The organism is Mycobacterium sp. pR1184 (assembly GCF_041287235.1).
Classification (GTDB): domain Bacteria; phylum Actinomycetota; class Actinomycetes; order Mycobacteriales; family Mycobacteriaceae; genus Mycobacterium.
Genome location: NZ_JBGGKR010000018.1, coordinates 1 through 14041, shown reverse-complemented (window position 1 = coordinate 14041; position 14041 = coordinate 1). Strand labels below are relative to the sequence as shown.

The 14041-nt window shown below is 66.1% G+C and carries 14 protein-coding genes and 1 tRNA gene; 5 read left to right on the top strand and 10 right to left on the bottom strand.

The features are described 5' to 3' along the window. From ACAG21_RS25345 to ACAG21_RS25305, 9 genes are all read right to left on the bottom strand, one after another. Nucleotides 1–891 (bottom strand): class II glutamine amidotransferase, encoded by an 891-nt coding sequence (locus ACAG21_RS25345; RefSeq protein ID WP_370499017.1) that lies wholly within the window; start codon nucleotides 889–891, stop codon nucleotides 1–3. A 30-nt stretch (nucleotides 892–921) separates the two neighbouring features. Further along, entirely contained in the window at nucleotides 922–1395 is a 474-nt protein-coding gene (locus ACAG21_RS25340) for an SRPBCC family protein (RefSeq protein ID WP_370499016.1), read from the bottom strand. A gap of 33 nt (nucleotides 1396–1428) precedes the next feature. Further along, the gene (locus tag ACAG21_RS25335; RefSeq protein ID WP_370499015.1) at nucleotides 1429–3063 is read right to left on the bottom strand and encodes a long-chain fatty acid--CoA ligase; all 1635 of its coding nucleotides are present in this window, start codon (nucleotides 3061–3063) and stop codon (nucleotides 1429–1431) included. Nucleotides 3064–3198: 135 nt separating this feature from the next. Continuing rightward, the gene (locus tag ACAG21_RS25330; protein WP_370499014.1) at nucleotides 3199–4344 is read right to left on the bottom strand and encodes a YncE family protein; all 1146 of its coding nucleotides are present in this window, start codon (nucleotides 4342–4344) and stop codon (nucleotides 3199–3201) included. A 365-nt stretch (nucleotides 4345–4709) separates the two neighbouring features. Next, nucleotides 4710–5513: a DUF427 domain-containing protein gene (locus ACAG21_RS25325; RefSeq protein ID WP_370499013.1), complete on the bottom strand. Its 804-nt coding sequence runs from the start codon at nucleotides 5511–5513 to the stop codon at nucleotides 4710–4712. 7 nt (nucleotides 5514–5520) lie between these two features. After that, nucleotides 5521–5793 (bottom strand): DUF6295 family protein, encoded by a 273-nt coding sequence (locus tag ACAG21_RS25320; protein ID WP_370499012.1) that lies wholly within the window; start codon nucleotides 5791–5793, stop codon nucleotides 5521–5523. 12 nt (nucleotides 5794–5805) lie between these two features. After that, nucleotides 5806–6573, bottom strand: coding sequence for a dienelactone hydrolase family protein (locus tag ACAG21_RS25315; protein ID WP_370499011.1), 768 nt, complete (start codon nucleotides 6571–6573; stop codon nucleotides 5806–5808). Between the two features lie 114 nt (nucleotides 6574–6687). Further along, complete coding sequence (locus ACAG21_RS25310) at nucleotides 6688–8274, bottom strand: esterase-like activity of phytase family protein (protein ID WP_370499010.1); 1587 nt, start codon at nucleotides 8272–8274, stop codon at nucleotides 6688–6690. A gap of 63 nt (nucleotides 8275–8337) precedes the next feature. After that, complete coding sequence (locus tag ACAG21_RS25305) at nucleotides 8338–9132, bottom strand: hypothetical protein (protein ID WP_370499009.1); 795 nt, start codon at nucleotides 9130–9132, stop codon at nucleotides 8338–8340. A 106-nt stretch (nucleotides 9133–9238) separates the two neighbouring features. On the opposite strand from ACAG21_RS25305, the gene ACAG21_RS25300 reads away from it, so the two are divergent. Together ACAG21_RS25300 and ACAG21_RS25295 are read left to right on the top strand one after the other, a co-directional pair. Beyond that, the gene (locus tag ACAG21_RS25300; RefSeq protein WP_370499008.1) at nucleotides 9239–10459 is read left to right on the top strand and encodes a class I SAM-dependent methyltransferase; all 1221 of its coding nucleotides are present in this window, start codon (nucleotides 9239–9241) and stop codon (nucleotides 10457–10459) included. A 131-nt stretch (nucleotides 10460–10590) separates the two neighbouring features. Beyond that, complete coding sequence (locus tag ACAG21_RS25295; RefSeq protein WP_370499007.1) at nucleotides 10591–10920, top strand: DUF732 domain-containing protein; 330 nt, start codon at nucleotides 10591–10593, stop codon at nucleotides 10918–10920. A 97-nt stretch (nucleotides 10921–11017) separates the two neighbouring features. Here the strand turns inward: ACAG21_RS25295 and ACAG21_RS25290 are convergent. Further along, a tRNA-Leu gene (locus ACAG21_RS25290) sits at nucleotides 11018–11091 on the bottom strand. Between the two features lie 359 nt (nucleotides 11092–11450). Between ACAG21_RS25290 and ACAG21_RS25285 the strand changes: the two genes are divergently transcribed. The 3 genes from ACAG21_RS25285 to ACAG21_RS25275 all read left to right on the top strand — a co-directional run bounded on the left by ACAG21_RS25285 (nucleotide 11451) and on the right by ACAG21_RS25275 (nucleotide 14041). After that, nucleotides 11451–12380, top strand: coding sequence for a PE family protein (locus ACAG21_RS25285; RefSeq protein WP_370499006.1), 930 nt, complete (start codon nucleotides 11451–11453; stop codon nucleotides 12378–12380). A 60-nt stretch (nucleotides 12381–12440) separates the two neighbouring features. Further along, complete coding sequence (locus tag ACAG21_RS25280; protein ID WP_370499005.1) at nucleotides 12441–13604, top strand: PPE family protein; 1164 nt, start codon at nucleotides 12441–12443, stop codon at nucleotides 13602–13604. A 140-nt stretch (nucleotides 13605–13744) separates the two neighbouring features. Next, nucleotides 13745–14041, top strand: a complete 297-nt coding sequence (locus tag ACAG21_RS25275) for a WXG100 family type VII secretion target (RefSeq protein ID WP_090602180.1) — start codon at nucleotides 13745–13747, stop codon at nucleotides 14039–14041.

The window sequence follows — 14041 nt, the reverse complement described above, 5'->3', positions numbered from 1 at the left end:
TCACAATTTCCTGGTGTTGGGCAGCGCGTGCTGCGCATCTCCGACCGGCACGCTCAGATCCTCCCGGCGCAGCAGGTGCTTTGGTGGGTCCGGCAGGATCATCGTTCGGTGAATCTGCAGGGAGCCGTCGATGTGCAGCAGCTCTCCGGGGTGCAGCAGACGCCAGCGCGGGTCGTTGTCCATCGGTTCGGTGGCCAGCACCACCGACGGCCGCGTGCACAGCAGGTCGGACTGCGCGTGAATTCGTATGGTACGCAAGTCGAACTTCGCGTCGGGGGTAGCGGCGAGCTCGTCACGCCGGTCCAGCAGACAGAGCTGGTGAGTCGCCGGATAGCGCATCGCCCACATATCGTTGGCGGTGCACAGCAGCACGTTGACCGCATAGATCGGCACGTTGTCCGCAAGCCAGGTCATCGCCTCGGTGATGCCGGCGACGACGTCGCCGCCCGCCGCGCGGATCGATGCGGTGATCAACGCGAACACCCGCTCCGAGTCGGTTTGCCCCAGCACCAAGTCTTGCGCGCCGACCTCGCGCAGCCGCTCGTCGAGAATCTCCAGGCCCTCGAGCACGCCGTTGTGCGCGAAGATCCGCCCGTCCTGCAAAAACGGGTGGGTGTTGCGGACATCGAGCGATCCGGTCGTCGCGTAGCGCACGTGGGCGATGAACGTCGTACCGGTCAACCGGTGCGCTTCGGTGGCGAAGTCGCGGTCCTGCCACGCCGCTATCGGCTCCTTGTACAACCGCGGTTCGCCGTTGGTTTCGAAGACACCCAGGCCGGAACCATCCGGGTTCCGCCTGCTCTGCTCGGACAGACTGTCCGGCGCGTCGAGCAGCCAGAAGGTTGCGGCGCAAGCGTGCGTTCCGGCGTGCAGGCCAAAGAGTCGACACATGGCTCGACGGTACCCAATACGGTTGCGGCGTCAGCGCGTCAGCATCCCCGACAGGTCGCGCAGGGCTTGGCACGCGTAGCCCTTCCACATCGTGCCGAACACCGGGAGCGCCAACGCGCTCAGCGCCGAGCGGGGGTGAATGTCCCAGCGCCAGGTGACTTCGGTGCCGCCGGCGGTCGGGGCGAAGGTCCACTCGCCCAACACATGGTCGACCAGCAGGGCCATCGGGCCAGTGGCGTCGCCGAGCCGGTAGCCGAACGATCGCGGCGGGTCGACGCTGGTGAGCTCCTCGCGCGTGCTGCCCCCGCCGGCCATCACCACGGTGCGGGTCTGGCCCGCGGCATCCCACGCACCGGTCTGGTCGCGCACCTGCATGATCGGCGGGAAGAGTCCGTGCCGGCGGCTGAAGATCTCCGTGAGTGGCACCGGCAGCGTGCGGTGAAAAGCCTCCTCGACCGGGACCGGTATGACCAGTGATTCGGAGAAGACACGCGAATGTGCCATGGAATCAACCTCTTTCAGCTGTCGCGTCGGAGTTCAGTCGTGCGCCTCGATGACCTGGTATCCGCTGTCGGCGTGCCGGGCCCGGATGGCCTTCTTGTCGTATTTGCCCACACTGGTGCGCGGGATTTCGTCGGCAAACGCCCAGCGCTCGGGTAGCCACCAACGAACGACCTTGTCCGAGAGGAACGTTCGCAATTCGGCGGCGCTGACCGACGCACCCGGATTGCGGACGACGACGGCCAGCGGGCGTTCCTGCCAGCGTTCGTCGGGAACTCCGACGACGGCGGCCTCGTGTACGTCCGGGTGACCGATCAGGCAGTTCTCCAACTCGACCGAGGAGATCCACTCCCCGCCGGACTTGATTACGTCCTTGGCGCGGTCGGTGAGCGTGACGAAGCCTTCCTCGTCGATGCGGCCGACGTCGCCGGTGCGCAACCAGCCGGAGTCGAATTTGGACTCGTCACGCCCGAGGTAATAGGAGCCGGTGATCCATGGGCCACGGACTTCCACCTCGCCCACGGCCTGGCCGTCGTTGGGCAGCACCGTGCCGTCATCGGAAACGATGCGCATTTCCACGCCGCAGATCGGTCGGCCCTGGGTCGCGCGGATGGCCCAGTGCCTTTCCTGCGGGGTGCCGACCGGCGGCCAGGCCAGCGTGGCCAGCGGCGACGTTTCGGTCATACCCCACAACTGCCGGATCTGGACGTTGTACTTGTCTTCGAAGGTGCGCATCATCGACACCGGAACGGCCGAGCCGCCACAGGCCACCAGCCGCAGCGACGAGATGTCGTGGTCGGGATCCTTCTCGAGGTGATGCATCACGTCGTTCCAGATGGTCGGCACCGCCCCGGCCAGAGTGGGCCGCAGCTTCTCGATCATGTCGATCACCGACGGGGCGTGCAGATGACGATCGGGAAGCACCACGTCGGCCCCGGCCATCAGGGCCGCGTACGGCAGCCCCCACGCGTTGGCGTGGAACATCGGCACGATGGGCAGCACCCGGTCGCAGGCCCCCACCCCGATACCGTTGGTGCTACACGCGCCCATCGTGTGCAGAAAGCTCGAACGATGGCTGTACACAACACCTTTGGGGTTGCCGGTGGTGCCACTGGTGTAACACATCGCGGCCGCCGACTTCTCGTCGATGTCCGGCCAGTCGAATTCGGTCGGCTCGCCCTCGATCAACTCCGCATACCGCAACACCGTCTTGCCCGACTCCTGCAGCTCCGCGATGTCGCCGTCGCCGACCGCGATCACGGTGTGCACGGTCTCGAGCTCGGGCAGTATCGGGGCGAGCAGTTTGACCAGTGACATGTCCACCAGCACGACCCGGTCTTCGGCCTCGTTGGCGACGTAGGAAATCTGCTCGGGGAACAGCCGGATGTTGAGGGTGTGCAGCACGGCGCCCATCGACGGGGCCGCGAGGTAGGCGGTGAGGTGCTCGGCGTTGTTCCACATGAATGTCGCGACGCGCTGGTCTCCGGTCACGCCCAGACCGCGCAACCCGTGTGCCAGTTGGGCGGCCTGGCGGCCCAGTTCGCGGTAGGTGGTGTGCCGGTAGCCGCCGTCACCCGTGGCCGTGGTGACCGTCCGGGAACCATGGACACCGCAGCCGTGCCGCATGATCGCGGTGATTGTCAGCGGAAAGTCCTGCATCGTGCTGTCCATCGATCTACCGCCTTGCCGTCTCGGCGCTGCACCGCCTCATGGTCGGTGGGGCGAATGGTATCGCCGCGGTAGACCATCGGAAACCGCATTCCCCCGACAAAGCGTGTTGCAGCGCGGCGGGACCGCGCCAGAAACTCAGGCGAGCACGGGTTCGTGCGGCATCACGTCGGGCACCAGCCAGCTGGTCGTCGACAGCTCGCTCACCGCCGCGGCGCTCTCGATGGCCATCGGCGTGGCCGACGCGATCGGCGTGACGCTCACCGCGCCGCAATAGCCGGCGATGTAGAGGCGCGTGCCGTCCGGGCTTTCCACCGCACAGGACGGTTGCATCCCCGCTCCGAGTGTCGCGATCACGTCGTGGGTCAGCGTGCACAGCACGGTCACGTTGTCGTCGCTGACCAGGTAGATGCGGTCTCCGTCGGCGGACAGCGTCATCCCGGTGAGAATGCCGCCGATCTCGCCGACCTTGCGCGTGTTGGTGATCTTGTTGGTCCGCGTGTCGACGACGTCGACGACGACGCCCACCTCGGGAGCACAACTCGCCACGTAGGCAAGGGATCCATTGGGGCTCAGCGCGACGTCGCGGACGGGAAGACCGATCTCGACGGTGCCGATCACCTGCAAACGGGTCCGTTCGCCGGTGCTGCGCGTCTCTCGCCAGCTGGTGCGGGCCGCGGCCTCGGGCTGCGCTTTGGTGCCGATCACGACAAGCCGGCCGCCGGCGGGTCCGTTGACGCCCACGTACGCCCGTGCTCCGTCGGCGCTGACACGCACGCATTCCGTGGTGGCCGCATCCGCGACCGTGATCGACCGGATCTTGCCGGTCTCGGTGTCCAGGGCCGCCAGGTTGGCGACGCCGTTCGCGTTGCGTGCGGCGTACACCTGGCGCCCGGCAGCATCGACCACCAGGTCGCTGACGCTCAGCGCCAGCGGATGCGTCGCGACCACTTCGTTGGTGGACACGTCGATGACCTGGATCGCGTCGTAGGCCGTCGTCACCGTGCTGACGTACGCCCGGCCCGTTCCCGAGCCACCGACCGCGACGGCGAACGGTTCGTCGACGCCGTCGATCATCTCGACGACCCGAAAAGTCTCGGTGTCGATGACCGAGACCCTGTCGGATGCGCAGTGGGTCGCCACCAATCGGCTGCCGTCGCGGCTGATTGCGATGCCGCTGATCGGGCCGTTGCCGAGGGCAATCTCGACGGCCACCGGGGCCATCGGCGTTGCGTCCATCTCGACGATCTCGCGGGCGGCCTCCCGGCCGTTGATCTCACTCACGTTCGTACCGCCTTCGCTATCGAGGTCGGCCATCCGCGTGCACCGGTGGCCGCGACTCGTGCTGCGGGACCGGCGGCTGATGGAAAACCGCATTTCAGCGCTGCGAAATATGCGCTGGTCTGCACACATTTTACCGGCCGAATTCCGGCCGAAAATCTTTAAAATCGGCACTGTCTGCTAAATCACCGGCCAGCCTCAGGCTCCACTCAGGTGATAGTTTCCGAGTATATACACGACCACCCCACGGCTAACAACCTGCAGTGCTTTTAAAAGCAAGTATGAGCTACACAGCAAATACGCATGCCGGAGTGTTACGAATTGCTGGGTAAGAAATTATTAGGTTCGCCGGCGAAAAGAGGCAAACATCACATTTCTCGGGCTCGGGATGTCGCGAGTAATTTGCTGAAGTGCGTCTTCGGCCTATCCAGGCTGACGCCGTCGACGGCGATGTCCAGCTTCTCGTTGTAGAACGCCACCAGCCCCGAGATCTGGCTGACCGCCGGCAGCGGGAAGTGATATGTCCAGGCGAGGTCCGGGTGCACGGTGTCGCCGATGCGCACCGACCAGTAGCCCGACGTCACCCCCTTGTACGGGCACTGCGTCTGCGTCGTGCTGGGTTCCAGATGCGCGAAGTCAACGTCGGTGGGATCGATGTAATACCTTGTCGGCAAACCGGTTTCGAAGAGCAATACCGGCGATCGGGTGTCGGCCAGCACGACGCCGTCCAGCTCGACCCGGATGTGGCGGTGCGAGCGCAGCGCGTCGACCCGCGAGTACGGATTGCGCGGGTGGACGTAGATGGGTTCGTCTTCTTCGAACCAGCGCAACGCATCCCATTCGAAGCGCACCGTGCCTGCGACCGGGCTGTCGGCCTCGGCGTCGAACACCCGCGCCGCCGACGGATGCGTCTGGCCGGCGCCGACCACCGAGTGCAGCCGCGACGGCCCGAACTGGACCTTTTGCGCGTGGTTCTCGTCGCGCAGGAACTCGGCGCGCACATCGGCCAGCGGCACGTAATAGGCCGGGTAGTAAGGGATTTCCCACACGTAGCGGGCCGCGGTCGTGTCGAAGACCAGCTCGTCACCCAGGAAACCCCGGATGCGCCGCGGCACCGGCTCGATGCGTCCCCGGGCGGCGGCGGTCTGCGGGTAGTCAGGCTCGGTCGTCATGGCTCACCTACTGGTCCCTGGACGCGAGACCGACCGGGGCATTCGATATCGCTTTGCGGATGGCGTCGGCCAGCGCCAGCGCACTTTCCTCAGTGAGTTCCAGCGCGACCCGCGCCGACGGACCCAGCTCCGGGTTGATCACGTCGATGTTGACCGTGTGCCCGAAAGGGGCGTGGACGGGATGGTCGACGTACACCGTGGCGCGGGTGGCGCCGAACCATCCCTGCGCGCCCTTGCCACTACCGTCGATCTCGACGTGTTCGGTCAGATATGTGCACATAGCTTGGCGGACCTAACCTTTCAGATGCGTGGCGAAGAACTCGTCGATGCGGCGCCAGCCGTCGACGGCCGCCTCGGGCCGGTACGCCGGACGGTCGACGGAGAAGAACGAGTGACCCGCACCTTCGTAGGAGTGAAACTCGTGCTGCTTGTCGAATTTCGTCAGCTCGGCGTCCAGGGTGGCCACCGCGGGCGGCGCCGGGAACCGGTCGTCGACCCCGAACAGCCCCAGCAGCGGGCAGCTCAGCTTCGGCGCCAGGTGCAGGATCGGCTGCATGGCCTTGGGCATGCCCTCCGGTAGGTCCTCGACGATGAATGCGCCGTAACAGTCCACCGCGGCGTCGAACGGCAGCGAGCATGCCGCCAGGAACGCGTGCCGCCCGCCCGAGCAATGCCCGATCACGCCGAACTTGCCGTTGGCGCCGGGCAGGGAACGCAGATGCTCGACCGCGCCCGCGACGTCGCCGACCAGTCGCTCGTCGGGCACGCCGCCGGCGGCCCGCACCGTCGCGGCGGCGTCGTCGGGAGCGGCACCCGGGGCCTCGCGCGAATACAGGTTGGGCGCGACGGCGTGATAGCCGCTGACGGCGAGCCGCCGCACGAACTCCTTGGTCTCCCGGTCGTAGCCGGGCATGTGGTGGATCCACACGATTCCGCCGCGCGATCCCTCGGCGAGCGGCTCGGAAACTGGACAAGCGCGATAGGCCTCGATCTCATCGCCACCGTGGCCGGTGATCGTGATCGTCTCCGCGCGAATGGCATCCGGGCTGACCGAGTTCATCGAGATGCTCCTTGCTGGACCGCCATCGATTGCGGAGCGCGTGCGGCTCGTCCGAGTGCTGGTGGGTGGTGCGCCCGCCGGAAACCAACGTATCCGAACTTCAGCGAGGGGAGCTCAGCCCACCTTGATGGGCACGGTCTCCGCCTCCATCGTGGGCGGCAGCTTCCTCATGTCGACGGTCAGAATCTCGCCGCTGTCCTGCGCGCCGTTGGGCTGGATCTTGGGCTTGAGCGCAAACGGCGGGTTGGTGGAAATCACGCCGTCCAACCCGAAATCGCTGTCGTTGGCAATCATCAACGTCTTGCCGCCGTCGGGGGTGATGATGCCTTCGATCTTGGCGTGTCCGAAGAAGTTTCCGGCGGCCGACAACGAGCGCAGCAGATCGGTGAGATCGAGCTTGAGCTTCTTGCCGGCCACCGAGATCCCGGCGGCGGCGAGTTTGTCGGTGGCCGCCTCGACCCCGCCGATCCCGACAAAGGTTTCGATCGGGACGTTGTTGATCAGCAACCCGCCGCGGTCGGCCTGATAGGTCGCACCGGGCACCGTCTCCCGGGGGCCGACATCGGTGGCTCCGGAGATGTCGGCCAGATAGATCTTCTTGTTGCCGTTGGGCTGTGGCTCGGAGTCGAGCTCGTCGACGAGGAACGTGGTGTTGCTGACGGCGGTGATTTCCGAGACCGCGACCTTGGTCTGCTGCGGGTTGGCCAGCGGGTAGAGATACTCGTGCACATCGCTGTGGTTGGCGAGTTTGACCGTCACGATGCGCGTCATCGGGACCGACGTCGCCGGACCGACCAGTCCCGGCGTCTGCAGGCCCGACTGCATGATGCCGACCAGCGTCGTGCCGTCGGGGGTCAGCGTCAGGCCCTCCAGGCCCTGGTTCGGGCTGCGCAGCGACAGCTCCTTGGGCAGCGTTCCGTCCATCGGCGAAAGACGTTCCAGCTCTTTGCCATTGGCGTCGAAATGGACGATGAACGGGCCGTATTCGTCGGAAACCCAGAACGTGCCGTCGGACAACGCGACCAAGCCTTCGCCGTCTAGACCGTGATCCGAGGGCGGCAACGGAGCGCCATTGATGTCGACCACCGACTCGCCGGCGGCGGTGGCCTGCGGGTAGGGCAGCCCGACCAGGGGCACGCCGTCCTTGCCCGACAGCGTGATGATCTTCTCGACCGACGCCACACCGTCGGCGAGCTTGAGCTTGGCGATCTGCGGGTGGAAATCGGGTATGGGAAAGACGATTTCGTTCGGCGTCCGCCCGGGCACGTTGGGGCCGCGGTCGGTCAGGCCGTAGATCTCGTTGGAGCTACTCGGCACCGGGGCGATTGCCGAACCGTGCGCATTGGCCTGCACGGCGACGCCGCCGATGGTGGCCAGCGGTGGCAGATTCTCGGCATAGAGCTTGACGCTGGGCGTGGAGGTGAGGTGGAGCTGGTCGGTGCCGGTGAACCCGGCGTCCGGGGTGTAGATCATCGCGCCGTTGGGCCCGTAGGTGATGGTGCCGTGTTCGGGCTTGGCGTACGCGACCGGCGTATCCCCCTCCGTCGCGGCCAGCATCTGCTCCGGGGTGATGGTCAGTGCCTTACCGGCGGGCGTGCTCAAGTCCGGCTTTGCGCCCGACCCGGAATGGCCCGACGAGCAGGCCGCCGCCATGACGAGCACGGTGACGGCAGCGACGGGCCAGATCCTCTTGGATGCCATGCAGTCGACCTAACAAGTGGAAGTTGTCTCGCTGATGAATGTCACGCGAGCAGACGTCGCGCCCTACCCCTTCTTATCGCGCACCTTGTAGGACGACGGCCACGACTTGCGCGACTCGTCGCCGGTCAGCGGCGTTCCCATCCCCCCGACCTTCACGTTGTACGCCTCCTTGCCCGGGCCTACCTCGCGATTCGCGTGTTCCTGGGCGAGGTAATACAGCTCATCGATCGTCGCTTCGTCATACGCCACGAACGAGGTTTCCCGGACGAGGTCGTCGACCCCGACCAGCATCCGCTCCGGGACATACCGTGACGCGAGCGCCGCCGCCCCCAGCAACGAATACGGAATCACCCAGTAGCAGATGAACAGCAGCGGGGTCTTCGTGTCCAGGATCGTGGCCGCTTGCCCCCCGAACTGCTCGAGCACCGGCGGAATCGCGGATGACACCGTCATACCGGCGAACGCGGCGATCCAGATCCAGGACAAAACGTCGGTGATGCGGCCGAACAGCTCGGTCTTGACCACGTCGGGGGGCTGCTCGGCGGCGGCGAACTCGCGCACGAACGACTTACCGACCAGCTGGCCGATCAGCGCCACCAAGAAGATCCCGCCGCTGCTGAGCGGCTGAATCCATCGGTGCATGAACGCCTCGCTGAGCGTGAACGTCAGAACGGTCAGCACCGCGAACGTGGCTACCGCCCCGATCTCCAGGGTGCCGCTGGACTTGCCGAGGGCGCGCCCGATCGCAAACGCGGCGATCGCGATCACCAGCGCGACCACCACCGCGGTCTTGAACGGGACGTTGCCGACCAGCACCCAGTAGATAAGCCACGGCGCAAATCCGAAGAGCATGCCCACGGTGGGCCAGTGTATGAGTTAGCCCCTCCTACACCGGCGAGCACCGCCGCATCGGTGCCATCGGCATCCTGCGGCGACCGGGCAAACCCATTACATTGCGTCTGTAGTGAACGACGATCCGCGCAACGACGTGGTCTCCCGGCAATACGATCGGTGGCAGTATCCGCCTCCCATTGACGACCTCGAGGCCTACTCGAAGAACAACTGGGAGTGGTTCGACCCGCTGCGGGCGCACCGGGTGCTGTGGCCGGACCGCGACTACCGACCCGACCTCGACATCCTGATCGCGGGGTGCGGAGCTAACCAGGCGTCGGTTTTCGCCTTTACCAACCGCGCGGCCACGGTCGTGGCGATCGACGTCAGCCAATCGGCGCTGGATCATCAGCGGTATCTGAAGGACAAGCACGGCCTGGACAACCTGGAATTGCACCTGCTGCCGATCGAAGAGGTGTCGGCGCTGGGCCGCGACTTCGACCTGATCGTGTCCACCGGCGTTCTGCATCACCTGGCCGACCCGCTGACCGGCATGGCGGCGCTGGCGGGTTGCCTGCGACGCGACGGCGCGATGGGGATCATGCTCTACGCCAAATACGGACGGATCGGGGTCGAACTGCTCGAGTCGGTCTTTCGCGACATGGGCCTGTCCCAGGACGACGCGTCGGTTCAGGCGGTCAAGGACGCCATCGCGACGCTGCCCGCGGACCATCCCGTCCGGGGTTATCTGGCGGTGGCCCGCGATTTGCAGACCGACGGCGCGCTCGTCGATACGTTCCTGCACGGTCGCCAGCGCAGCTACACCGTCGACGAGTGTCGCGAACTGGTCGCCGCGGCCGGGCTCACCTTCCAGGGGTGGTTCCACAAGTCGCCGTATTACCCACACGAAATGTTCACTCCGGCAAGCAAATTCGTGGACCAACTGGCGAAATTGCCCGAGTCCGAACTGTGGTCGGTGATGGAGCGGCTGCAGACGGCGAACGCGACACATTTCTTCATGGCCTGCCGCCCGGACCGACCGCAAGAGCAATACACGATCGATTTCACCGCGGATGCGGCTCTGGACTACGTACCGATGTCGCGTACCGCATGCGTGCTGTCGGAAGCCGACCTGCTGGGACCCGGCTATCGGCTGCGCCTCGGCCCGGCTCAACTGCCCTTCGCGCAACTCGTCGACGGCCGTCGCAGCATCCGGGCGATCGCCGCGGTGGTTGCTCAGCGCGGTGGTGGCAGCATCGGCGAGGTGGAGCATTTCGCGCGCAAGCTTTTTCAGGAGCTCTGGCGGCTGGACTTCCTGTCAATGGCCATCGGCGCGGGTCCACACGACGCGTAAATAAGTTGTGCGCGGCGATATCTCGCACTCAGCGGCCGGCGCGCAAAGCCGCGAAATCCGTTGTCGAGACATAATGTCAAGACGAAGTTAGGATTCTGGTCCTGCCCGGTTCACGTCAAGGGGGTCGACATATGAAGAACACGGCATGGTTGGCGGGCCCGATCGCCGCCGTCGCGACCGGCCTTGTCGCCATCGCCGCTGCCCCGATCGCGAGCGCCGACGGGGCGGATGACACCTACCTGCGCACGCTGCAGCAGCGTGGGCTCTCCTGGCCGAGCGGTCAGGACCAGATGATGATCAACGCCGGCCACGCGGTGTGTCAGGACTTTGACGCCGGGGACACGATGGCCCAGACCGTCGACGACGTGAAGAAGGCGCTGGGACTGAGCAACATGGGCGCCGGCAGCATTGTCGGTGCGGCGGTTGCGGCCTACTGCCCGCAGAACCGCAGCAAAATGTAGAGCCGGCCTCGGGATCGAGCGCGCGGTGTTTGCCGCACGGCGCTCACCGATGTCATTCGTAATGGGTGGTTGCTCCTGACGGGCAGCCCTTTTGACGTGCCCCCAGTCGGACTCGAACCGACACTGGGCGGATTTTAAGTCCGCTGCCTCTGCCAATTGGGCTATGGGGGCCCCGGCGGCGAATCTAGCGCGCGCGACCCGATCGCGGGACACCGCGTCCCCCCCGAATGTGGCCGAATTCAGGACGTGCGCGTCGGTCACGGTTCGCGTAAGATCCGCGCGCCGCGTGACTTCCAGCTACGCAACGCTCGGTAACAGATGACACCGCCATGTCGGCCGACAGGACCTTGTTAAAACTGCCGGCACCAGCGTTAAGACGCCGTAAACGCCCGTCACCCACGCCCTTTCGATCGGGAAGTTGGGGACTGGGGGAAATAGCCTTACGCCAGTACACAGGGGCTTGTACACCACCACTCAGGGTTGACCCAGTTCTTTGGGTCGGCATGGTTCGAACATTAGAGGAGCAATGGATGTCATTCCTGACAACAGTGACTGAAGAGTTGCTTGCCGCGCAGGGGCAGCTGGAAGCGATCAATGCCAATCTGGCGGCGCAGAATGCCGGCGCCGCGGCAGCGACCACGGTTGTCGCTCCGGCCGGCGCCGATGCGGTGTCGCTGCAGCAGGCAGCGCTTTTCTCCGCGTTCGGCACCACCTACCAGACGACCGCCGGGGAAGCTCAGACCCAGCTGGAAACATATACGACCAACCTGGGCACCAGCTCCAACAGCTACAGCGACACCGAGGCCAACAACGCGGCCCAGGCGGTCCTGCAGAGTGCCGACCCGTCGCAGATGAGCCTCCTGTCGGATCCGGTGTCGCAGGTTCAGGCAGCCGGTCCCGGAACCACGGGCCTCGACTGGCTGCAGTACCTCCTCGGTGGCACTGGCAACTACACCAACTCGGCGATGCTCGGCGGCATGTTCGGTCTGTCCAGCAACGGGGCCAACATCCTCAACATCGGTGCGGGCAACTGGGCTTCGGCCGCATCGAACCTCGTCGGTATGGCCGGTGGTGGTCTGCTTCCCGCCGGTAGCGACACGATCGGCGACGCGGCCGCGGCAGCGGGCGCCGCGGACCTGGCCGCCTCGACGTCCCCGATGCCGGCGGGCATGGGCGGTGCCGTGACGCCGGTGGTCGCCGGCATCGGCCAGGGCACCTTGGTCGGCAACCTGGCGGTCCCGCCGAGTTGGGTTGGCGGGCAGGTCACTCCGGTGGTCGGCACCACCGCCACCCCGCTGCACACCGTGGGCTGGACCGGGGCGGCACCGCAGGCCAGCACCGACGCGCCGATGGCCGGCATGCCCGGCATGGTCACCGGCGCGGGACGCGCCTCCAGCGGCTTCGGCGCACCGCGCTATGGCGTCAAGCCGATCGTCATGCCGAAACTGACCGCCGTCTAACAACTTTCACGGTTAACCACCAAGCGAATTCTTCGAACAGGAGCGGATACCCAAATGGTTATGGACTTTGCAGCACTACCCCCGGAGATCACCTCGACGCTGGTGTGGAGCGGCCCGGGCTCGGCGCCGCTGATGGCTGCCGCGACCGCGTACGCCAACCTGGCCGCCGAGGTGAGCACCACGGCGACCTCGTGGGAGTCGATCATCTCGTTGCTGACCACCGAGGCGTGGACGGGTGGTGGGTCGGCCGCGGCCGCGGCCGCGGCCCAGCCGATCTTGACCTACTTGACCGACACTGCGACCGCACTCGAGCAGGCGAGCTCGGCTGCCGCGTCGTCGGCGGCCGCCTTCGAGGCCGCTCACGCTGGGGTGGTCAACCCGGCGCTGGTCTTCACCAACCGCGCGGAATTCACCGCCGCACTCGCCGGGCTCCCCTTCACCCTCCCGCAGGTGACGGAATTGGAGATGGAGTACTCGGAGATGTGGGTTCAAGACGCCACCGCGATGAGCGCGTATCAGGCGGCCAGTGACGCGGCCGCCGGGATGCTGCAGCCGGTGACACCACTGACCTCAACCGTGGACCCCGCCGTTCAAGCCGCCGACGCCCCGGTCCAGGCGGCGAACCTCGCGCCCCAGGCGTTGCAAGCACTCGACGTGAATTCGCTGCTCGACTCGCTAGGGATCACCAACCCTGTCGCGAGCAACAACATTCTGCAGTCGATCGACGGCTTCCTCGGTACTCCGTCGGTGCTGAACGCCATCAACGGTGCGGTCAACACCGCGGCCTGGTTCAGCATGATCACCATCCCGACCGCGGTATCGCTGGGCCACGTGCTGGCCGGTGCCGCGGTGCCGGCGGCCGCGGTCAGTGACGTGGTGCCGGCCGGTGCGGGCGGCATCATCGAGGGCTCCGTGGTCAGCTCGGTGACACCGGTGGGCGGCTTGGGCAGCGCGGCGTCGGCGAGCATGGGTGGGGCGCAGACCGTCAGCCGCCTCTCGGTGCCGGCCAGCTGGGCGGCCAACGCTGCCCCCCAGGCGGAGTTGGCGGCAGCGACCGCTCCGATCGAGGGTTCGGGCTGGACCGCGGCCACCGAGGAAGCCTCGGTCATGGGCGCGCCCGGCATGCCCGGCATGGTGGCCGGAGCCAAGGGCGCCGGCGCGTTCGGCTCGGGCCCGCGGTACGGCTTCAAGCCGATCGTCATGCCCAAGCAGGTTGTCGTGTGACCGCCGAAATCAGGGGTCATATGTCACTCGCTCGAGGCCGGCAGTTAACCGCTAGGCCGTAATCTATCCGCTGCGCGGCTACCACCGCGCCCAGACTTCCACCTATCGAATGCATCACCCGAAAAAAGGAGAAAGGCAACATGGCAACACGTTTTATGACCGACCCGCACGCGATGCGTGCGATGGCGGGCCGTTTTGAGATGCACGCGCAGACGGTGTCGGATGAGGCTCGCAAGATGTGGGCGTCGTCGATGAACATCGCCGGTGCGGGCTGGAGTGGTCAGGCTCAGGCCACGTCGTACGACACGATGGGTCAGATGAACCAGGCGTTCAACAACATTGTCAACATGCTCCACGGCGTGCGTGACGGACTGATCCGTGACGCCAACAACTACGAGACGCAAGAGCAGGCCTCGCAGCAGGCCCTCGGCCACTAG